Annotated in this window: 19 protein-coding genes; 11 read left to right on the top strand and 8 right to left on the bottom strand. The window is 58.0% G+C overall.

The genetic code is table 11. The features are described 5' to 3' along the window. Positions 1-608 precede the first annotated feature (608 nt). From ltrA to J7E41_RS19985, 4 genes are all read left to right on the top strand, one after another. On the top strand, positions 609-2,315 hold the full coding sequence (gene ltrA, locus J7E41_RS20000) for a group II intron reverse transcriptase/maturase (RefSeq protein ID WP_214995503.1): 1,707 nt from the start codon (positions 609-611) through the stop codon (positions 2,313-2,315). Between the two features lie 87 nt (positions 2,316-2,402). Further along, positions 2,403-2,879, top strand: a complete 477-nt coding sequence (locus J7E41_RS19995) for an MFS transporter (RefSeq protein ID WP_214995501.1) — start codon at positions 2,403-2,405, stop codon at positions 2,877-2,879. A 30-nt stretch (positions 2,880-2,909) separates the two neighbouring features. Beyond that, the gene (locus tag J7E41_RS19990; protein ID WP_169353400.1) at positions 2,910-3,686 is read left to right on the top strand and encodes a class II glutamine amidotransferase; all 777 of its coding nucleotides are present in this window, start codon (positions 2,910-2,912) and stop codon (positions 3,684-3,686) included. 11 nt (positions 3,687-3,697) lie between these two features. Then, positions 3,698-4,240: a DUF2937 family protein gene (locus tag J7E41_RS19985; RefSeq protein ID WP_214995499.1), complete on the top strand. Its 543-nt coding sequence runs from the start codon at positions 3,698-3,700 to the stop codon at positions 4,238-4,240. 866 nt (positions 4,241-5,106) lie between these two features. On the opposite strand, the gene J7E41_RS19980 is transcribed toward J7E41_RS19985, so the two are convergent. After that, positions 5,107-6,045, bottom strand: coding sequence for a LysR family transcriptional regulator (locus tag J7E41_RS19980; protein WP_214995497.1), 939 nt, complete (start codon positions 6,043-6,045; stop codon positions 5,107-5,109). 178 nt (positions 6,046-6,223) lie between these two features. On the opposite strand from J7E41_RS19980, the gene J7E41_RS19975 reads away from it, so the two are divergent. The 3 genes from J7E41_RS19975 to J7E41_RS19965 are packed head-to-tail and all read left to right on the top strand — an operon-like array spanning position 6,224 to position 8,579. Further along, entirely contained in the window at positions 6,224-6,964 is a 741-nt protein-coding gene (locus J7E41_RS19975) for a 5-oxoprolinase subunit PxpA (RefSeq protein ID WP_214995496.1), read from the top strand. After that, positions 6,961-7,665 carry a 5-oxoprolinase subunit PxpB gene (gene pxpB, locus J7E41_RS19970; protein ID WP_214995494.1) on the top strand — a complete coding sequence of 235 codons (705 nt, stop codon included), beginning with the start codon at positions 6,961-6,963 and terminating at the stop codon, positions 7,663-7,665. The genes J7E41_RS19975 and pxpB overlap by 4 nt, the downstream gene beginning before the upstream one ends. Continuing rightward, positions 7,662-8,579 carry a biotin-dependent carboxyltransferase family protein gene (locus J7E41_RS19965; protein WP_214995492.1) on the top strand — a complete coding sequence of 306 codons (918 nt, stop codon included), beginning with the start codon at positions 7,662-7,664 and terminating at the stop codon, positions 8,577-8,579. Before pxpB ends, J7E41_RS19965 begins: the two co-directional genes overlap by 4 nt. Positions 8,580-8,770: 191 nt before the next feature. On the opposite strand, the gene J7E41_RS19960 is transcribed toward J7E41_RS19965, so the two are convergent. The 3 genes from J7E41_RS19960 to J7E41_RS19950 all read right to left on the bottom strand — a co-directional run bounded on the left by J7E41_RS19960 (position 8,771) and on the right by J7E41_RS19950 (position 12,043). Continuing rightward, positions 8,771-9,949 (bottom strand): vWA domain-containing protein, encoded by a 1,179-nt coding sequence (locus J7E41_RS19960; protein WP_214995490.1) that lies wholly within the window; start codon positions 9,947-9,949, stop codon positions 8,771-8,773. Positions 9,950-9,960: 11 nt separating this feature from the next. Beyond that, the gene (locus J7E41_RS19955) at positions 9,961-10,806 is read right to left on the bottom strand and encodes an AAA family ATPase (protein WP_029292347.1); all 846 of its coding nucleotides are present in this window, start codon (positions 10,804-10,806) and stop codon (positions 9,961-9,963) included. A gap of 160 nt (positions 10,807-10,966) precedes the next feature. Next, positions 10,967-12,043 carry a DUF748 domain-containing protein gene (locus J7E41_RS19950; protein WP_214995488.1) on the bottom strand — a complete coding sequence of 359 codons (1,077 nt, stop codon included), beginning with the start codon at positions 12,041-12,043 and terminating at the stop codon, positions 10,967-10,969. Between the two features lie 125 nt (positions 12,044-12,168). Between J7E41_RS19950 and cysK the strand changes: the two genes are divergently transcribed. Together cysK and J7E41_RS19940 are read left to right on the top strand one after the other, a co-directional pair. Further along, positions 12,169-13,143 (top strand): cysteine synthase A, encoded by a 975-nt coding sequence (gene cysK / locus J7E41_RS19945; RefSeq protein WP_214995486.1) that lies wholly within the window; start codon positions 12,169-12,171, stop codon positions 13,141-13,143. 186 nt (positions 13,144-13,329) lie between these two features. Continuing rightward, a complete protein-coding gene (locus tag J7E41_RS19940) occupies positions 13,330-14,268 on the top strand; it encodes an aspartyl/asparaginyl beta-hydroxylase domain-containing protein (RefSeq protein WP_214995484.1) in 939 nt (312 codons plus the stop codon). 54 nt (positions 14,269-14,322) lie between these two features. On the opposite strand, the gene J7E41_RS19935 is transcribed toward J7E41_RS19940, so the two are convergent. Together J7E41_RS19935 and J7E41_RS19930 are read right to left on the bottom strand one after the other, a co-directional pair. Then, positions 14,323-14,475, bottom strand: a complete 153-nt coding sequence (locus J7E41_RS19935; RefSeq protein ID WP_214995482.1) for a hypothetical protein — start codon at positions 14,473-14,475, stop codon at positions 14,323-14,325. 43 nt (positions 14,476-14,518) lie between these two features. Continuing rightward, entirely contained in the window at positions 14,519-15,058 is a 540-nt protein-coding gene (locus tag J7E41_RS19930) for a hypothetical protein (protein WP_214995480.1), read from the bottom strand. A 429-nt stretch (positions 15,059-15,487) separates the two neighbouring features. On the opposite strand from J7E41_RS19930, the gene J7E41_RS19925 reads away from it, so the two are divergent. Continuing rightward, entirely contained in the window at positions 15,488-16,348 is an 861-nt protein-coding gene (locus tag J7E41_RS19925) for a DMT family transporter (RefSeq protein ID WP_214995478.1), read from the top strand. 32 nt (positions 16,349-16,380) lie between these two features. On the opposite strand, the gene J7E41_RS19920 is transcribed toward J7E41_RS19925, so the two are convergent. After that, positions 16,381-17,277 carry a DMT family transporter gene (locus tag J7E41_RS19920; RefSeq protein WP_214995476.1) on the bottom strand — a complete coding sequence of 299 codons (897 nt, stop codon included), beginning with the start codon at positions 17,275-17,277 and terminating at the stop codon, positions 16,381-16,383. A gap of 188 nt (positions 17,278-17,465) precedes the next feature. Here J7E41_RS19920 and aceK point away from each other — a divergent pair, with 188 nt between their 5' ends. Continuing rightward, entirely contained in the window at positions 17,466-19,187 is a 1,722-nt protein-coding gene (aceK, locus tag J7E41_RS19915; protein ID WP_214995474.1) for a bifunctional isocitrate dehydrogenase kinase/phosphatase, read from the top strand. 168 nt (positions 19,188-19,355) lie between these two features. Here the strand turns inward: aceK and J7E41_RS19910 are convergent, their stop codons facing one another. After that, positions 19,356-19,907 carry a hypothetical protein gene (locus tag J7E41_RS19910; protein WP_214995472.1) on the bottom strand — a complete coding sequence of 184 codons (552 nt, stop codon included), beginning with the start codon at positions 19,905-19,907 and terminating at the stop codon, positions 19,356-19,358. Positions 19,908-19,939: the final 32 nt, after the last annotated feature.

The following is a 19,939-nucleotide window of genomic DNA, read 5'->3' as shown; positions in this document are numbered from 1 at the left end:
GTAACGGTGGGGTGTGAAGCTTTTCCAACAATGCAGTCCTCGTCAGAGTGCACTTTCATCGTGAGGTGGAGTGCAGAGGCTCGGAGCAGTACTGGGTCGAGACGCTAGGCTGGTTGGCATGGGTAACGTAAGTGAACTGCTGATAAACACCGTAACTATGAACAAGCCAAAACTGCTGACAGGCTTGGGCCAAAAGGCAAGTGGTCGGTTACGTCCGTACAGGTTGGGCGTACGTCGTCCTCAAGACCACCGGTGAAAAGGCAGACCCTAAACCAATCGTGTGACAGGCAGGGAACGTGGTAAGCCCGTACGGCTGCCTTCGGGCAGGTGAACCGCAAGGGGATCTGTTGGCTGTGCGGGTATGGGATCGCAGAAAAAGCGAACGCCGGGCTGTAATGGTTCGGATAGGGGTTGGGACATTACCCCACGGGAAACCGGGCAGACTTCTGTGTGGTCTTTTATCGCATGAACACTGAGTGAACCTGTCTCAATAATCTTCGAAGTCCGGCAGTAATGGGCTTCCTATTCATCCACTCCTGACGGGAGCGTCCATTCCCGTCAGGGGATGCGTACGTCTTCTGCTCCGGGAAACTTGAGAGGAAGGCAGCATGTTAGTACATAGCCAAATGGCCGTGTCTGCGCCTTCCGGCGCTCCGCAGCATTGGCATGACATCGATTGGTGTCGTGTGCAGCGGAACGTACGGGCGATGCAGATACGGATTGCGAAGGCTTGTCAGGAAGGCAACTGGCGCCGGGTGAAAGCCCTGCAACGGATGCTGACCCGCTCTCGTTCGGCCAGATACTTGGCCATACGGCGAGTCACTGAAAACCAGGGCAAGCGCACGGCGGGAGTCGACCGAGTGCTCTGGGATACACCCGATGCCAAATGGAAAGCGGCAAATGGGTTGAAGCGCCACGGGTATAAACCACGGCCATTGCGGCGTGTGTTTATCCCGAAGTCGAATGGAAAAGAACGCCCTCTGGGCATTCCAACCATGACTGACAGAGCCATGCAGGCGCTATACCTGCTAGCCCTGGCACCCATCGCTGAAACAACCGGCGACCCGAATAGCTACGGCTTTCGGATCGAGCGTTCCACGGCGGATGCGATGGGGCAGTTGTTCGTTTGCCTATCCAAGAAGGTCTCGGCCCAATGGGTATTGGAGGCGGACATCAAAGGCTGCTTTGACCATATCAACCATGACTGGCTGATCGCCAATGTCCCAACGGACAAAGAGATCCTTCGGAAATGGTTGAAGGCTGGCGTGGTTCATAAAGGCCAGCTACAGGCAACGAATGCCGGTACGCCACAGGGCGGAATTATCTCGCCCACCTTGGCAAATTTGGTGCTGGACGGACTGGAGTCGCAACTCAAGCAACATCTGGGCGTGACGAAGGCCAAGAAGCTGAAAATCAATGTGGTGCGATATGCGGATGATTTTGTGATTACCGGTAGCTCGAAAGAGATGCTCGAAAACGAGATCAAACCTTGGGTTGAGCAGTTTCTCACAGTGCGAGGATTGCAGTTGTCGCTTGAGAAAACCCATGTCGTCCACATAGATGAAGGTTTCGATTTCCTCGGTTGGAATTTCCGCAAATACAGCGGGAAGCTTCTGATCAAGCCGAGCAAGAAGAACGTGGGAGCGTTCTATCGCAAGGTGAAGGACGTCATAGACACCAACAAGATGGCGACGCAGCACTATCTGATAGGGCTGCTTAATCCCATCTTGAAAGGCTGGGCGCTGTATCACCAGCCGGTGGTTGCCAAGCAAGCGTACAGTCGCCTGGACCATTTGCTGTTCCGTGCTAATTGGCGTTGGGCAAAACGGCGACACCCCAAGAAATCGCTGGAATGGGTCAAGAAGAAGTATTTCCGAACCCGTGAAAGCAAAGATTGGGTATTTGCCACCACGGTAGTGGAAGAAAGCGGAAGCATACGGACGGTCGAGCTTTACTCGCTGGCGAGTACGCCGATCGAACGGCACAAGAAGGTAAGTGGGGAGTACAACCCCTTCGACCCTTCCATGGAGGAAATGGGCGAGAAGCTGCGAATGGCGCGGATGCTGAACAAGCTGAAGTACCGCAAGCAGATTTTGAGCCTGTTCCAGAGTCAAAAAGGACTGTGCCCATTGTGCAATGGGTCGATTACCAAGGTGACGGGATGGAATGACCATCACATCATCCACCGCTCCCAAGGCGGTAGAGACACCTTGGATAACCGAGTACTATTGCACCCAGTGTGTCACCAACAGCTTCATAGCCGCGGATTGACAGTGAATAAGCCGGCCCCGCAAGGGGTTTTACTTAAGACTTGAGCCGTATGCGTCGAAAGACGCACGTACGGTTCTTAGGGGGAGGCAGGCCAGTAATGGCCTGTCTCCACCCGACTTGCCTACCTTGCCATGGACACCATGACCGAGAACGACTATCTGACCGCTTGGGGCCTCTACGCCTTCGCAGCTTTGGGCTGCCTGTTGGTGTGGTTTGCCATGACCCGCTGGATGTGGCGCTGGCTGCGTGAGCCACTGCGGTTGCTGATGGCGGTGTTGCTGTTAAGCCCGACTATCGTCGATCCGGTCAAGACGCAGTTTGCGCCGGCCGTGGCCATCACCGCCCTGGACCTGCTGCTCAAGGTCGGTAACAACGCCTGGCGGGCGATTTCCGATCTGGTGATGTACGCAATGATCGCCTTCGGTGTGTACCTGGTGATCGCACTGATCCGCTGGTCCATCGAGCGTGCTGCCAAGGCCCGTCGTGAGCAGGCCGCTGCTGCTGCGGCGGCGGTAGAGCCTGCAGATGACGACGAACCCTTTGGTGGCGAGCGTTATGGTCGTCCGGCAGCTCCAGCCAGCAATCTGCGGGTCGAACCGCGTCTTTAACGTTGTCCGCCCTGCTGCGAGAGTCCTGGCATGTGTGAATTATTGGGCATGAGTGCCAACGTACCGACCGATATCGTCTTCAGCTTTACCGGGCTGATGCAGCGGGGCGGTCGCACCGGCCCCCACCGCGACGGTTGGGGCATCGCCTTCTACGAAGGTCGTGGCCTGCGCTTGTTCCAGGACCCGGCCGCCAGCAGCGAATCTGAAGTTGCACGGCTGGTGCAGCGTTATCCCATCAAGAGCGAAGTAGTGATTGGCCATATCCGTCAGGCCAATGTGGGCAAGGTGTGCCTGTCCAATACCCACCCGTTTGTCCGCGAGCTATGGGGCCGCAACTGGTGTTTTGCGCATAACGGGCAGTTGGCGGACTTCAATCCCCGCGCCACGTTTTACCGCCCGGTAGGCGATACCGACAGCGAAGCGGCGTTCTGCGATTTGCTCAACCGGGTGCGCGAGGCTTTCCCGGAGCCGGTGGACATCGAGCAGGTGCTGCCAGACTTGATCGCAGCCTGCGCCGAATACCGCAGCAAAGGTGTGTTCAACTGCCTGCTCAGCGATGGCGATTGGCTGTTTTGCTACTGCTCGACCAAGCTGGCGCAAATCACCCGTCGCGCGCCGTTTGGCCCAGCGCGCTTGAAGGATGTCGACGTGATCGTCGATTTTCAGGCCGAAACCACCCCCAATGACGTGGTGACGGTGATTGCCACCGAGCCCCTGACCGAAAACGAGACCTGGACCCGCTACGAACCGGGCCAGTGGAGCCTGTGGCGACGCGGTGAATGCGTCAGCCAGGGCATAACGGCATAAGGACGTCGCTCATGTTGCTCAGCTATTTGCGCTTGGTGCTGTTTGCCATTGGTTTGTTGGTCGGTGTTCAGGTGCCGGGGTTTATCAATGATTACGCCAAGCGTGTGGAAGCCCACCTGATCGAGGCCCAGACAGGCCTGCGTGGCTTTGACGCCACGGCGCAGCAGTTTTTCAATGGCGACTTGCAGGCGTTGGTGGCCCATTACCGCGCCAGCGAAGATCCGGTCTTCCGTAGCGATGCCAACAGCCTCGGCACCTTGCTCGACCGTCAGGTGGCGTTGGACAAGCAGTTCCAGGCGATGCAAGGCCCTTGGTACATCCGCGCCCTGCAGGTGGCGGTGGCGGCTGATCCGGATATTCGTCAGGAAACTTGGAACGGCTACAGCTACCAGTTACTCCTGACCCCTGAAGCCATGGGCTGGGGCCTGGGCGGGGCGATGTTGCTGTCGTTTGGCCTGGAGTGCCTGTTCCGCCTGATCGACTGGGTCGTGTTGGGCGGCAAGCGCCTGCGCCAGAGCCGGCCGATTGAAGAGCGGGATTTGAAGGGGCTTTAAGACCCAGCCCTTTCAAGGTCTTTGAAAAACAGCCTTATGGTTACACCGAACCTGTGGCGAGGGGTCGTGTCGATCACCTGGCCGCTGGCGCAGCCTGCGATCGGCTGCGCAGCAGTCGCCAGGATCTTGAAACCGCCGAAGGTCCTTCGGCCCTTATCGCAGCCTCGTGCCTCGGCAGCGGCTACAGAGGATGTGGCGATCACCTGTAGCCGCTGGCGCAGCCTGCGATCGGCTGCGCAGCAGTCGCCAGGATCTTGAAACCGCCGAAGGTTCTTCGGCCCTTATCGCAGCCTCGTGCCTCGGCAGCGGCTACAGAGGATGTGGCGATCACCTGTAGCCGCTGGCGCAGCCTGCGATCGGCTGCGCAGCAGTCGCCAGGATCTTGAAACCGCCGAAGGTCCTTCGGCCCTTATCGCAGCCTCGTGCCTCGGCAGCGGCTACAGAGGATGTGGCGATCACCTGTAGCCGCTGGCGCAGCCTGCGATCGGCTGCGCAGCAGTCGCAAGGGTCTTGAAACCGCTGAAGGTCCTGCGGCCCTTATCGCAGCCTCGTGCCTCGGCAGAGGCTACAGAGGATGTGGCGATCACCTGTAGCCGCTGGCGCAGCCTGCGATCGGCTGAGCAGCAGTCGCCAGGATCTTGAAACCGCCGAAGGTCCTTCGGCCCTTATCGCAGCCTCGTGCCTCGGCAGCGGCTACAGAGGATGTGGCGATCACCTGTAGCCGCTGGCGCAGCCTGCGATCGGCTGCGCAGCAGTCGCAAGGGTCTTGAAACCGCTGAAGGTCCTGCGGCCCTTATCGCAGCCTCGTGCCTCGGCAGCGGCTACAAGTGCATTTGCGAGCAAGTCGCACCGCCGCGCCCACATTTTTAAGTGGGTTCCTTCAGGGATGGCGGTTTGCTGAGCACCATCAATTCCTCTCCCACCTCCTGCGCATATCGGGCCACGACCGTCTGGCACAGCCCGACAATCTCTTCCACCAATTCCACGCCAACCCGCCACGACACCACCACCTGCAAGTTCGGCGGCCGTTGCTCCATGGGCAGCATCACCAACTCACCCCGTGCCAGTTCTTCGCTGACCAGCACCGGTGGCAATGCGCCGATACCGAAACCATCGCGCAGCAAACGGGTAATCGCCGACACCGAGTTCACGCAGTTCATCCGCGGCGCGGCCACACCGTTGGCCTGCATCAGGCTCAGTACATCCTGGTGGGGATGGGAGTTTTTCGAGTAGGTGATGATGCGTTCCTGGGCCAGGTCGGCGAGGGAGGCGTAGTCGCGGTTGTAGATCGACTGGCTGGCGACGATCCAGCCCATGGGGTGGCTGGCCAGTTCCAGGCTGCGCAGGGTTTCCTGGCGCAGCAGGTCGGTTTGCAGAATTAGGTCCAGAAAGCCTTTTTGCAGCTGATCGCTGAGGTTCAGTGCTGTATCGGCGACCAATTCGATTTCCACCAGGGGGAAACGCTCCATCAGATCCGCCACCAACGGGCTGAGCCACGTGTGGATCACGGTGTCCATGGCGCCGATGCGGATCCGTCCGACCTTGCTGCTGGTGGTTTCCAGGGATTGCTTGAGCCCCTGCATGGTGACCATCATCTGCTCGGCATAGTCGAGCACCTTCAAGCCTTCCGGCGTCAGACTCACGCCACGGGAGTCGCGCAGGAACAGCTTCACCCCCAATTCGTTTTCCAGCACGGCAATGCGGCTGGAAATCGAGGCCTGGGTGGTGAAGAGCTTCTCGGCTGTGAGGCGAAAACTCTTGAGCTTGGCCACCCAGACGAAGGTTTCAAGGAACTTCAAATTCATGGGATCAACTTTTTCTTATGCATGGATCGGTTTTTATTAGTTGGACGCAGCCTTGGGCAAACGCCAAAAATCGAGCTGTCTCACGATAAGCGTCGTTGGGGTTCAGGACAACATCGTTGCGAGATCTTGGTAAAAGATCCCACACTACAAAAAAATAATGCCTACAGGAGTCCCCACCGTGAGCCGCCTGCTATTGAATTGCGACATCGGCGAAAGCTTTGGCAACTGGACCTTGGGTCTGGATGCCGAAGTCATGCCGTTCATTGACTGCGCTAATGTGGCTTGCGGCTTTCATGCCGGTGACCCGAGCATCATGCGCAAGACCGTCAGCCTGGCGTTCCAGCATGGCGTGCAAGTTGGTGCGCACCCGGCGTATCAAGACCTGGCGGGGTTCGGTCGCCGTTCCATGGCGTACACCCCCCAGGAAATCCAGGACCTGTTGCACTACCAGATTGGCGCGCTCGATGGGATTTGCCGGGCCCAGGGTGGGCGGGTCAGCTACGTCAAACCCCATGGTGCGATGTACAACGACATGATGGCCAAGCCCGAGCAATTGCGCGCAGTGATCAAGGCCGTGGCGGCCTATGGCGAATTGCCGCTGATGTTGATGGCAACCCGCGACAACAGCGCTGCCCAAGCCTTGGGCGATGAATATGGAGTGACATTGTGGTTCGAGGCGTTCGCCGACCGAGCTTATGACAGCTCCGGGCATCTGGTTTCGCGCTTGTTGCCTGGCGCCGTGCACCACGACCCGGACAAAATCGTCGAGCAGGCCATGCTCATTTCCCGTGGCGAGCCGCTCACGGCCAGTGACGGCAGTGCTTTGCACTTGCAGGCCAACACGCTATGCGTGCACGGCGACAATGTCAGTTCGGTGGCCGCGGTCCAACGCATCCGCGAGGCCTTGACCCTACGATGAAGCCGCGGATTGAAGTGGTGGCCATCGACTGCCTGATGGTGCGTCTGTTTGATGTGATTGCTGAAGACAACATGCCTTGGATGCTGGCGGCCACTCGCCGTCTGCGGGAAAGTTTTGGCGCAGCGTTGGTGGATCTGGTGCCGTCTTACACCACCTTGATGGTGCATTACGACCTTTTTGCGTTGAGCCCGGTTCAGGCTCGGGAGTTGATTAGCCTGGCGCTGAATGGGTTGCAGCCCGAGCCGAAAGGCAGCGGGCAGTGCCATGTGTTGCCGGTCTGGTATGACCTCAGTGTCGGCCCCGAACTGACATTGCTGGCCCAACGCAGCGGCCTGGCAGTGGAGGAGGTAATTCGTCGGCACAGCCAACATGAATACCAAGTGTTCGCCCTGGGTTTTGCCCCAGGCTTTGCCTTTATGGGGCTGGTGGATGAAATGCTCGCCACCCCCCGGCTGAACACCCCGCGCAAGCGGATAGCAGCAGGCAGCGTAGGAATCGCCGAGCGGCAAACCGCCGCTTACCCGGTGGTGTCACCGGGTGGCTGGAACCTGATCGGCCGTACCCCGGCCAAACTGTTCGATCGCGAGCGAGACGGCTACAGCCTGATGCAGCCGGGGGATGTCGTGCGTTTCGAAGCCGTGGATCATGCTGAATTCATCAACTTGGGTGGCGATGACACGCCGTTGGAGGCGCAGGCATGAGCCGCTTGTTGATCGAGGCCAGCACCCCGCTGTGCCTGCTGCAGGATGCTGGACGTTTTGGTGTCAGGCACCTGGGCGTGACTCAGGGGGGGGCGCTGGATTGGGTGTCGATGTCCTGGGCCAACTGGTTGCTGGGTAATGCGCTGGATGCGTCTGTGGTGGAAATCACCCTGGGCGGGTTTACCGTGCGGGCCGAGGAATATTGCCTGTTGGCATTGGCTGGGGCGGACCTGGGGGCTTATGTGGATGAGCGTGCGATCAGCCCCGGACGCAGTTTCATTCTGCAAAAAGGCCAGCGATTGAGATTTACCCAACCTTTCAGCGGGGCACGGGCCTATTTGGCTGCACCGGGAGGCTTTGATGCACCGAAGGTGCTGGGCAGTTGCGCCAGTGTCGGGCGTGAAGAGCTGGGCGGGTTGGATGGATTGGGTCGGGCACTGGCCGAAGGTGCCTGTTTGAGGTATTCCGGCACGGGCGGCGCTATGCGCGTGCTATCCGCCGAGCAACTGCCGAACGTGCACTCAAAGGCGCCGCTTGAGTTGATTGTCGGGGCGCAGATCGGCCAGTTCAGTGGGCAGAGCCTGTTTGATGCGTTCAATACCGAGTGGACCCTGGACAGCCGTGCCGACCGCATGGGCATGCGTTTGTTGGGGACGCCGTTGCAGTATCAGGGGCCGTCATTGATTTCCGAAGGTATCCCGTTGGGGGCCGTCCAGGTGCCGCCGGATGGGCAGCCGATAGCGTTGCTTAATGATCGGCAGACTATTGGCGGTTATCCGCGTCTGGGGGCACTGACGCCGTTGGCGTTGGCGCGGCTGGCGCAGTGTTTGCCGGGGGAGAAGGTGAGGTTGGCGCCAGTGGTGCAGGAGACGGCGCATCAGCAGCACATCGAATATTTGCGACGGTTTCAGTAGCCGCTGCCGATCACCTGTAGCCGCTGGCGCAGCCTGCGATCGGCTGCGTAGCAGTCGTTAGGATCTTGAAACCGCTGAAGGTCCTTCGGCCCTTATCGCAGCCTCGTGCCTCGGCAGCGGCTACAACGGGCCAAATGTATGACCTGGCAGGGCTTTTGTCTGGTGACGCGCAAGACGGTATCTACAGGAAGTTATTTGGACAAGAAGCGCATCCCTTCCTCAAGTCCGCGCAACGTCAGCGGGTACATCTGGTCCTCGATCAAATCCCGCACGATGCCGGTTGACGCCGTATAACCCCAGGTGTCTTTCGGATACGGGTTAATCCAGATCAGTTTCTTGTACTTCTCCATGAAACGCTGCATCCACACATAGCCCGGCTCTTCGTTCCAGTGCTCGACGCTGCCGCCCGCCTGGGTGATTTCATAAGGCGCCATGGCCGCATCGCCGATAAAGATCACTTTGTAGTCGGCGCCGTACTTGTGCAGCAAGTCCTGGGTCGAGGTACGTTCCGAACCCCGGCGCATGTTGTTCTTCCACACCGATTCATAAACGAAGTTGTGGAAGTAAAAGTATTCCAGGTGCTTGAACTCGGTCTTGCAGGCCGAGAACAGTTCTTCGCAGGTTTTTACGTGGGCGTCCATCGAGCCGCCGATATCGAACAGCAACAGCAGCTTGATGGTGTTGCGCCGTTCCGGGCGCATCTGGATATTCAGCAGCCCGGCATCGCGGGCGGTGTGGTCGATGGTGCCGTCGATGTCCAGTTCTTCGGCCGCGCCCTGACGGGCGAATTTACGCAGGCGGCGCAGGGCGATCTTGATGTTGCGGGTGCCCAGCTCCACCGAATCATCGAGGTTCTTGTACTCGCGCTGATCCCACACCTTGACCGCTTTGCCCTGGCGCTTGCCGGCGTCGCCGACGCGAATGCCTTCCGGGTTGAAACCACCGGAGCCGAAGGGACTGGTGCCGCCGGTACCGATCCACTTGTTGCCGCCGGCATGGCGCTCTTTCTGTTCCTCCAGGCGTTTCTTGAATTCTTCGATCAGCTTGTCGAGGCCGCCCAGAGACTGGATCTGCGCCCGTTCTTCGTCACTCAGCGAGCGCTCGAACTCCTTGCGCAACCAGTCTTCGGGAATCAGCGCTTGCAGATGGTCGTCGAGTTTTTCCAGGCCGTTGAAATAGGCGCTGAAGGCCCGGTCGAACTTGTCGAAATGCCGTTCGTCTTTCACCAGAATCGCGCGGGCCAAGTAATAAAACTCGTCCATGTCGGCGAAGGTCACGCGCTGTTTCAGCGCGTTGATCAGGTCCAGCAGTTCACGCACCGACACCGGCACCTTGGCTGCACGCATTTCATTGAACAGGTTGAGCAGCATGACAATTGCCCTTATCGAGTGCCGCGACGGCTCATGAACGCCAGGCGCTCGAGCAGTTGCACGTCCTGCTCGTTCTTCACCAGGGCACCGGCCAGGGGCGGGATGGCCTTGGTCGGATCACGCTCGCGCAGCACCGCTTCGCCGATGTTGTCGGCCATCAGCAGTTTCAGCCAGTCCACCAGTTCGGAAGTCGATGGTTTTTTCTTCAGGCCGGGCACCTTGCGTACGTCGAAGAACACGTCGAGGGCTTCGCTGACCAGGTCCTTCTTGATGTCCGGGTAATGCACGTCGACGATTTTCTGCAACGTGGTGCGGTCGGGGAAGGCGATGTAGTGGAAGAAGCAGCGGCGCAGGAATGCGTCCGGCAGCTCTTTTTCGTTGTTGGAAGTAATGATGATGATCGGACGTTTCTTGGCCTTGATGGTCTCGTCGATTTCGTAGACGTAGAACTCCATCTTGTCGAGTTCTTGCAGCAGGTCGTTGGGGAACTCGATGTCGGCCTTGTCGATTTCATCGATCAGCAGGATCACCCGCTCCTCGGACTCGAAGGCTTCCCAGAGCTTGCCCTTCTTCAGGTAGTTACGCACGTCGTGGACCTTGTCCACACCCAGCTGCGAGTCCCGCAGGCGGCTGACCGCGTCGTACTCGTACAGGCCTTGATGGGCCTTGGTGGTGGACTTGATGTGCCAGGTGATCAAGCGGGCGCCAAAGGATTCGGCCAGTTGCTCGGCGAGCATGGTCTTGCCGGTGCCGGGTTCGCCCTTGACCAGCAATGGTCGCTCCAGGGTGATGGCGGCGTTGACGGCCAGTTTCAGGTCATCGGTGGCAACATAGGCCTGGGTGCCTTCGAACTTCATCGGTCATTCCTCGAACGTGACGCCCACAGGCGGCGGGCCTTGGGGCGAATCATCAGTAATGGGCCGACTATACCGCGCAGCCCCGGCGACTGTGAACGCAGACGGGCTATTCAGTCTCTGAATGGGCAGTCACATCCTGTAGGCGCGAGGGAGGAACGTTTCAATCCGCACTGGGCTTGGGTTGTTCGTAGCGGGCGTTGAAGGCCTGGATGAAACCGTTGCGTAAAATCTGCAAAAACGCCTGGAACGCGCTGATATCTCGCTGATGCACGCTGCCGCTGAGTTCCACACGGGTAGCGAACTGGTTCTTGCGCTGGTTTTTCAGCACCGTCTCGCTGGCGCCGACCACGGCCTCCCAGATTGACCGGAAAATCCCCTTGTCTTTGTTTTCCACGTCCTGCTGCCAGTTGAACACCTCGACATCCCGTAGCAACGGCTTGATATAGCCACTCAATTGGCCTTTTTCAGCCTGGGCTTCGATCACCACATCACCGGTACCCGCGTTGAAGTCGAACTTGCCGTAGGCCGAGGCAAAGTCGTTCAAACGCTTGAGTTGGATGTCGCGGGCACGAAAGCGGAATTCGAAGTCCTCGAAATTACTCAGTGGATCAAAGGTAGCCGTGGCTTCCAGTGGGGCATGGCCCAGCAGCAGGGCTTTGCCGTCGAAGCGGGCGTCGCGCTTGCCTTGGACGTCCACCACGTTGGTCAGGTTGTAGAGCGTGGCATTGACCTCGGTGGCGCCCATGTTGACCGGGGGTTTGGAGCTGAAGTTATGGAAGGCAATCCGGCCATCTTCGATGCGAACTTCGTTGAGAGTGATCGGTAGCAGTTTGCCCAATTGGGCGCGCCAGTCGGTACCTTGACCGGTCTGGGACGCTTGTTTATTGGTGCCACCGTCGACGAAGTTCAGTTCCGGCCTGATGAACTGCACCTCGGCGACCACCGCATGGTCGTGCCAGAGTGAATGCCAGCTCACCGACAGGTCGATCCCTGGGGCCTTGAGGAACGGTACCGGGACCTTGCCGTCGACCTTGACGATCTGCAGGCCGTTGATCCGATAGGCGCCACGCCATAGGGCAAGGTCCACATCGGTTACCTGGCCACGGTAATCCCCCATGTCGGCGAGTTTGTCATTCAGGTAGTCGCGCACCAGATAGGGCAGGGCGAGATCCAGGGCAACCAACACCAGCACAATCACAGCGACGGTCCAGAGCGGCCAACGGTAGCGACGTTTCATAGGGCGTTTCTCCATCCATATAGGCGATTGACTACGGCGACCGCTGGACGTTCGCCTTGACTGGACGCCTCAAGACACGAGGCATACGCTTGGGGCCTCTCCAAATGGTGCAATAAGGACCCGTCATGAGCCGCATTTTTGCAGACAACGCGCACTCCATCGGCAACACGCCTCTGGTTCAGATCAACCGTATCGCGCCCCGTGGTGTGACGATCCTGGCCAAGACCGAAGGACGTAACCCGGGGTATTCGGTGAAGTGCCGGATTGGCGCCAACATGATCTGGGACGCTGAAAGCAGCGGCAAACTCAAGTCGGGGATGACCATTGTCGAGCCCACGTCGGGCAATACCGGGATCGGCCTGGCGTTTGTCGCCGCTGCCCGGGGCTACAAGTTGCTGTTGACCATGCCGTCATCCATGAGCATTGAGCGACGCAAGGTGCTCAAGGCCCTGGGGGCCGAGTTGGTGTTGACCGAGCCGGCCAAGGGCATGAAGGGCGCAATTGAAAAGGCCGGGGAAATCCTCGCCAGTGATCCGGCCAAATACTTTATGCCGGCCCAGTTCGATAACCCGGCCAACCCGGCGATCCACGAGAAAACCACCGGCCCGGAAATCTGGAACGATACCGATGGCGCGGTGGACGTGTTGGTAGCGGGCGTGGGTACGGGCGGCACCATCACCGGCATATCCCGCTATATCAAGAATACTCAGGGCAAGCCGATCCTCTCGGTGGCGGTGGAACCCATCACTTCCCCGGTGATTACCCAGACGTTGGCCGGCGAAGAGATCAAGCCCAGCCCCCACAAGATTCAGGGTATTGGTGCAGGCTTTATGCCGAAAAACCTCGACCTGTCGATGGTCGACCGGGTTGAGCTGGTCAGCGATGACGAATCCAAGGCCATGGCCCTGCGGTTGATGCAGGAGGAAGGGATTCTCTGCGGTATTTCCGGTGGCGCCGCGATGGCTGTGGCTGTGCGCCTGGCCCAGAAGCCGGAGATGCAGGGCAAGACCATCGTCGTCGTGCTGCCGGACTCCGGGGAGCGGTACCTGTCGAGTATGTTGTTCAGCGATTTGTTTACCGATCAGGAAAACCAGGCTTGATCCATATCAGCGCGATTGCATGGGCCTTATGCATAATTGGCCCATCAACGCGCATTGATTAATACCGATTGTTGGATTGCGCGGGTTTTTCCCGAGGCCTGGAGTGTTTATCATGGCCAGCTGCTATGTCTGGTTTCCCTTCAGCGGGAGGTTGTTGTCCAGGCGCTTATTTCCAGGAGTTGCTGCATGACCTTTTCTTTGGCCGCCAAACTGTCGGTGTTGCTGCTGTTTATCGGCAGTACGCTTTATGTGCATTTGCGTGGCAAGGCGCGTCTTCCGATGTTGCGTCAGTTCGTCAACCACTCGGCGCTGTTCGCCCCCTACAACGCCTTGATGTACATCTTCTCTGCGGTGCCGTCCAAACCCTACCTGGACCGCAGCAAGTTCCCGGAGCTGGATGTGCTCAAGAACAACTGGGAAGTGATCCGCGAAGAGGCCATGCACCTGTTTGACGAGGGCTATATCCGCGCCGCTGAGAAGAACAACGACGCCGGCTTCGGTTCGTTCTTCAAGAAGGGCTGGAAGCGTTTCTACCTCAAGTGGTATGACAAACCGCTGCCGTCGGCTGAACTGCTGTGCCCGAAAACCGTGGCCCTGGTCAGCAGCATTCCTAACGTCAAGGGCGCGATGTTCGCTCTGTTGCCAGGCGGCAGCCACCTCAACCCGCACCGCGACCCGTTTGCCGGGTCGCTGCGTTATCACCTGGGGTTGTCGACACCCAATTCCGACGACTGCCGCATCTTTGTCGATGGCCAGGTCTACGCCTGGCGCGACGGTGACGACGTGATGTTCGACGAGACTTATGTGCACTGGGTGAAGAACGAAACCGATAAAACCCGGGTGATTCTGTTCTGTGACATTGAGCGCCCATTGAGCAACCGGTTGATGAGCCGTATCAATCGTTGGGTCAGCGCTCAATTGGGTCGCGCTACTGCGCCGCAGAACCTGGATGACGAGCGCGTCGGCGGGATCAATCAGGCCTACGCCTGGAGCAAGCGGTTCAGCGACAGCTTCAGCGGCGGGGTCAAGCAGTGGAAGCGCAAGTATCCGAAGGCATACCGCATCCTGCGGCCAGTATTGGCGGTGGTGGTGTTGGTGGCGTTGGGGTATTGGTTGTTTGGTTGAGGCCTTTGCAGGTATAAAAAAACCGCTCGATGAGCGGTTTTTTTATACCTGCAATTATTTGCGTCCTGCCAAGGCACCAGCGGGCTCGTCGACACCATAAAGGGCGGCATGGAGAATACGTGGATCGATCACTGCAGGCCCGTTGCTCGAAGGTTTTTGAGCGGTAGTTTGTTCTTTGGTTGGCTTCTTTTTATTGAGACTTTTCATGGTGTCTCCTCAATTGTTCAATATTTGAGCGATGGGAGGGAGCCTATGCGCTCTTCACATCCATTACAAGACGACCTGATGAGTCGAATATGAATCCGTTTTTTTGGTAGGTTGAGATGACTTCCGTTACGGGCTCCTGTATTTCCAGCGTTTTGCTACCGATGATGCTTGCGTAATGGTTGACGGCAATCAAGGCAAATGGAGTGATGTGCCCACGCAGGGGATGGTCCTTATCCGGGCTTCCCTCCAATCGTACAATCCGCATTCTCAACCGGCTATGGTTTGGGTTCGCGAAACATAGGCCGTAGAGTTTGCGATCCAACCAGATTGAAACGTCGAAATACATCAGCTCTTTCGCTTTCCACTGTACGACTTCTTCCCATGAAAAGCAGGGTGACTCCCATGTGTGATAGGCATCCAGCGCTGCTGCGTCGATTGCTTCAAATCTGACTTGCGAGAAGTCGAGTTTGGCGTCGGTTGCATGCCCCAAGTCTGTCGGCAAGCTGGCCAGTGTTGCGTTGGCAAATTTCCTGGCTTTTGATCTGTTCAACTGATATCGGAGAAAGGTGTGTGGTCGCGGCATTTTTTCTCTTGAAGTATGGATGTCTGATTTTTCCGAGCCTAGGCATCCAACAGCAGTCTGTCCTTACTGGCCTTTTGGCGAAGTCGTTGCAAAGCATGTCTCCGGCTGGTTATAGTCAGCCCCAGGTGTTTCACAGCACCTTTTTATCCCTTCAAAAAAGATCAGCACATGCCAGCTTCCTTGCGCATAGCGGTAGTCGATTCAGCGGTCAGCGCTGTGGTCGTGCCGTGTGGGAATCAGCAGCCTGTGCAGATCAGTCATTACCCCCCACCTGTCAGTAGCACGCCGGTGTACGCAGTCGTATCACCGCCGGGCGTTGGCATTTCGGGCTGATCAGCTGATTGCTGTTGCCCCGTGCCCGCCTGAAGAAAACCTACTGAATTTCAGCGTTTGCTGAGTTGGCTTTTTGCCTGATGACAGGTGGTATCCATGTCTGTTCTTTCGAAACAATCCGTGGCCGCGGCGGCCTCGACGAGTCTGTTTGTCTTGCTGTGGAGCAGCGGGGCGATTTTCTCAAAATTGGGTCTGGCCCATGCCTCGCCCTTTGCCTTTCTGCTGATCCGCTTTGCCATTGCCCTCGTGGGCCTGGTGATGTTGGTGCCGATCCTCAAGCTCAAGTTGCCGCGCCCTGGTCAACCAATGCGGTATGCAGTGGCCACCGGCCTGGTGCTGTTGGGGGCTTATCAGATTTTCTATCTGCTGGCCCTGGACCTCAAAGTCACTCCGGGCGTCATGGCGACCATCATGGGCGTGCAACCGATCCTTACTGTGGTGCTGATGGAGCGTCAGCGCTCCTGGCTTCGGATGTTCGGTCTGGCGTTGGGGTTGGCGGGGTTGATCATGGTGGTTTATCAGGGCATCGGCTTGTCCGGGATGTCCCTGGCGGGGATGCTGTTCGGCTTGCTGGCCCTGGCAAGCATGACCTTCGGCGCCATCATGCAGAAGCGCATCACCGATAACCCACTGGGCACGCTGCCCGTGCAGTACCTGGCAGGCCTGTTGTTGTGTGCGGTATTCGTGCCGTTCCAGCCGTTTCACTTTGAGCACAACACGGGCTTCTACCTGCCTGTGCTGTGGATGGGGTTAGTGGTGTCGCTGCTGGCCACCTTGCTGCTGTATCGGCTGATCGCCCGGGGCAATCTGGTGAATGTCACCAGTCTGTTTTACCTGGTACCCGCCGTGACGGCGGTGATGGATTACCTGATCTTTGGCAACAAACTGGCGATGTTGAGCCTGGTGGGAATGGGGTTGATCATCATCGGATTGGCTTTTGTGTTCCGTAAAAGCTGATCAATAAACACCCTGTAGAGGCGAGAAAGCTTCTACAGGGTTTTGGCCAGTTTCCCCGGCCTGAGCACTAACCATAACGCCCCGGCAATCAACACCCCGCCATACAGATGGGCCATCGACAGCGGCTCATCCAGCAGCAGTGCGCCCCACAACACGCCGAACGGCGGAATCATGAAAGTGACGGTCATCGATTTCACCGGCCCAATGGACGTCAGCAAGCGGAAGTACAGAATGTAGGCGAGCGCCGTGCATACCAGCCCCAAACCCAGCAATGACAACCATACATGCCAACCGCCCCAACTGGCGGGTGGATGGCTGATCGCACTCCAGCCGAACCAGGGCAACAGGAACAGCGTCGCGCCGAGCATGCTGCCGAGGGCTGACAAGCGACTATCAAGGCCACCTTGTTGATCGAGCCAACGCCTGGCCAGGAACCCGGCGAAACCGTAGCACGTCGTTGCCAGCAAGCAGGCGAGGGCGCCCATCAACAGTTCCATGTCGAACGCCACCGGGCCGGCTCGGGTCAGGATGCCGACACCGAACAGCCCCAGGCAGACGCCGCTGATCTTGGACGGGGTCAGGCGCTCGCTGAAGAACAGGCCGCCAATCAACACGCCCATCAGCGGCGTGGTGGCATTGAAAATGGCCGAATAACCGGCGGGTAGCACTTGGGCAGCCACCGAATACAGGGTGGCGGGAATCCCCGAGTTGATCACCCCCAGCAGCAGGACAGTCTTGAACTTGCCTTGAAAGTCCCAGCTCATCCGCATCATCGCCAGGATCACCAACAGGCCGGTAGCGGCAATCGACACGCGAAAGAACGCCGTAGGAATCGTGCCGATTTCAGGCGCGATGATCCGCATGAACAGAAAACTCGCGCCCCAGATAGCGGCCAGCACCAGCAGGTACAGGGTGTCGACAGGTCTCACGGAAAACTCCTACTTGATGGGGGTGGAAGTGTTGCCCAGCGGCCTGCCTGACACAAATACTAATCCACTCTTTACAGAACAAATCGGGTCACAGCGCCTGCTGGTGGACGGCCGGAAAAATGACCCTTCTCCTGTTCCCCGACACTGGCTAAGCTCAGGTCTTCCAAATGCCCGCAGAGGTTTCCCTTATGCCGCAGCAAACGCCCGCCCTCGACATTGCGCAAACGATCCTCGACGGCTTCGACGATTACCGCGAGCATTTCCGTCAGATCACTGACGGCGCGCGGGAACGTTTCGAAAAGGCCCAGTGGCAGGTGGGGCAGGTAGCGTCGGCGGCGCGTATCAACCTCTACGAAGAAAAAGTCAGCGAGGTGATCGCACGTCTGAGGGCCGGATTCGACGACGCATCGCTGCTCGACATCGCAGCCTGGCCGCTGGTGAAAAGCGCCTACATCAACCTGATCGACCTGCGCTTCGACGATGAGTTGTCCGAGACCTGGTACAACTCGACCTTTTGCGGGCTGTTCAGCCATGATCTGATCAGCGACGGCTGCATGTTCATCCACACCACCCGTCCAAGCCTGCGCCGGGCCCGGGCCGCGCAAACCCGCACCTACAAGCCGCAAGGCAAGCTGCCAGGCATGCTTGAGCAAATCTTTGCCGACTACAGCTTCAGCGAACCCTACGCCGATTTGCCGGCGGACCTGCTCCGCCTGGAAGCGCAGTTGCGGGAAAATCTTCCGGACTGGGTGTGCAAGGATCCGGACCTCAACGTCGAGCTGTTTTCCTCGGTGCTGTACCGCAACAAAGGCGCGTACCTGGTAGGGCGCATCTACACCCGCGACGAGCAATGGCCATTGGTAATTCCGCTGTTGCACCGGGAAGGGCGCGGCATCCAGATTGATGCGCTGATTACCGATGAAGCGGATGTGTCGATCATCTTCTCCTTCACCCGTTCCTACTTCATGGTGGATGTACCGGTGCCGGCGGAATTCATCGGCTTCCTCAAGCGCATCCTGCCGGGAAAACACATCGCCGAGCTCTATACCTCCATCGGCTTCTACAAACACGGCAAGTCCGAGTTCTACCGGGCGCTGATCAACCACCTGGCCACCACCGACGACCAATTCACCATGGCGCCGGGCGTGCGTGGCATGGTCATGAGCGTGTTTACCCTGCCGGGCTTCAACACCGTATTCAAGATCATCAAGGACCGTTTTTCTCCGTCGAAAAACGTCAACCGCGCCACGGTGATCGAGAAGTATCGCCTGGTGAAAAGCGTCGATCGCGTCGGACGCATGGCCGACACTCAGGAGTTCGCCGACTTCCGTTTCCCTTTGAGCAAATTCGAGCCTGAATGCCTTGCTGAATTGCTTGAAGTGGCGGCGGGCACGGTCGAAGTCGAAGGCGATACGGTGCTGATCCGCCACTGCTGGACCGAACGGCGCATGACCCCACTCAACCTCTACCTGGAGAATGCCAATGAGGCCCAGGTACGCGAAGCGCTGGAAGACTACGGTTTGGCGATCAAGCAATTAGCGGCGGCCAATATTTTCCCCGGCGACATGCTGCTGAAGAACTTTGGCGTCACCCGTCACGGGCGCGTGGTGTTTTACGACTATGACGAAATTTGCTTCCTGACCGAAGCCAACTTCCGCCACATCCCGGCACCGCGTACCCCGGAAGATGAAATGGCCTCGGAGCCCTGGTACTCCATCGGGCCGCTGGACGTATTCCCCGAAGAGTTTCCTCCGTTTCTGTTTGCCGACGCCGGCCAGCGCAAGCTGTTCGACCAGTTGCACGGCGAGTTGTACAACGCCGACTACTGGAAAAGCCTGCAGGAAGCGATTCGCGCCGGCAAGGTGATTGATGTGTTTCCGTATCGGCGCCACGGGCTGCCGGATGAATAACGCCTGGGAGTCGAATGAGAGGTGACACTGGCGTAGACGTCTATCGAGCACCCGATGGCGGGGACGGTACGGGATGTTCGATAGACCTGAGACTGTTTGATACTGATGTGATCATCTATCGGAGAAGGTGACCATCAAGCTCATGGCCCGCTACTCATGGACTTCCGCTTACTGACTTGACCCATTTTCTTTGCGGATATCTTGAAGCCAGGGTTGATTCCTGCCCAAGACTGTCAGGGTGTCCGTCACATTGGAGGCGCGGTTCTTGTCTGTTTCATTGGTGCCATTGAGTTGGACGTCCCTGACTTTTTTGTACAGTGAGCTCATTTCTTTGTTGAGCTCTTTCTCATCTCTTTTATTTTCCCTGTGGTTGCTGATCTTTGTGAATGGATTCTTAGAGTCAGTATTGTTCGCCAGTTTGTCGATTTTCTGTTGTATCAGGCTAACAGGGCGTTGATAGTCTTCGGAAGTAAGGCTGCGGATCGGAAAGTCTTTCGGGAGTTTTTCAAGGGTGTCTTTCGTGTTCTTCGCCTGGTTGATCTTTTCCTGTGTGGATTTGCTCAAGCTGGATAGCGGGGTCTGATTCACCAGTGGGGTGGACGAGCTCTGAGCCCAGGAACCGTGAGATGCTTGACTTTCAGGTGCGATACTTTGGTATTTGTTAGCGTAGCTGGAAGTGTTGTTGTAGGTATTAGGATACGAGTTACCATCGATCGGCATAAAGTACTCCTTGGCAATTACAGGAATGGTTG

Origin of the sequence: Pseudomonas fluorescens, from assembly GCF_018614655.1 — a bacterium.
GTDB classification, from domain to species: Bacteria; Pseudomonadota; Gammaproteobacteria; order Pseudomonadales; family Pseudomonadaceae; genus Aquipseudomonas; species Aquipseudomonas fluorescens_BX.
Note: the sequence above shows the minus strand (reverse complement) of the source record. Positions and strands in the feature narration are given on the sequence as shown.

Coding starts and splice junctions, on each gene's coding strand:
- ltrA (WP_214995503.1), top strand. CDS start 609: ATGTTAGTACATAGCCAAATGGCCGTGTCTGCGCCTTCCGGCGCTCCG.
- J7E41_RS19995 (WP_214995501.1), top strand. CDS start 2,403: ATGGACACCATGACCGAGAACGACTATCTGACCGCTTGGGGCCTCTAC.
- J7E41_RS19990 (WP_169353400.1), top strand. CDS start 2,910: ATGTGTGAATTATTGGGCATGAGTGCCAACGTACCGACCGATATCGTC.
- J7E41_RS19985 (WP_214995499.1), top strand. CDS start 3,698: ATGTTGCTCAGCTATTTGCGCTTGGTGCTGTTTGCCATTGGTTTGTTG.
- J7E41_RS19980 (WP_214995497.1), bottom strand. CDS start 6,045: ATGAATTTGAAGTTCCTTGAAACCTTCGTCTGGGTGGCCAAGCTCAAG.
- pxpB (WP_214995494.1), top strand. CDS start 6,961: ATGAAGCCGCGGATTGAAGTGGTGGCCATCGACTGCCTGATGGTGCGT.
- J7E41_RS19965 (WP_214995492.1), top strand. CDS start 7,662: ATGAGCCGCTTGTTGATCGAGGCCAGCACCCCGCTGTGCCTGCTGCAG.
- J7E41_RS19960 (WP_214995490.1), bottom strand. CDS start 9,949: ATGCTGCTCAACCTGTTCAATGAAATGCGTGCAGCCAAGGTGCCGGTG.
- J7E41_RS19955 (WP_029292347.1), bottom strand. CDS start 10,806: ATGAAGTTCGAAGGCACCCAGGCCTATGTTGCCACCGATGACCTGAAA.
- J7E41_RS19950 (WP_214995488.1), bottom strand. CDS start 12,043: ATGAAACGTCGCTACCGTTGGCCGCTCTGGACCGTCGCTGTGATTGTG.
- cysK (WP_214995486.1), top strand. CDS start 12,169: ATGAGCCGCATTTTTGCAGACAACGCGCACTCCATCGGCAACACGCCT.
- J7E41_RS19940 (WP_214995484.1), top strand. CDS start 13,330: ATGACCTTTTCTTTGGCCGCCAAACTGTCGGTGTTGCTGCTGTTTATC.
- J7E41_RS19935 (WP_214995482.1), bottom strand. CDS start 14,475: ATGAAAAGTCTCAATAAAAAGAAGCCAACCAAAGAACAAACTACCGCT.
- J7E41_RS19930 (WP_214995480.1), bottom strand. CDS start 15,058: ATGCCGCGACCACACACCTTTCTCCGATATCAGTTGAACAGATCAAAA.
- J7E41_RS19925 (WP_214995478.1), top strand. CDS start 15,488: ATGTCTGTTCTTTCGAAACAATCCGTGGCCGCGGCGGCCTCGACGAGT.
- aceK (WP_214995474.1), top strand. CDS start 17,466: ATGCCGCAGCAAACGCCCGCCCTCGACATTGCGCAAACGATCCTCGAC.
- J7E41_RS19910 (WP_214995472.1), bottom strand. CDS start 19,907: ATGCCGATCGATGGTAACTCGTATCCTAATACCTACAACAACACTTCC.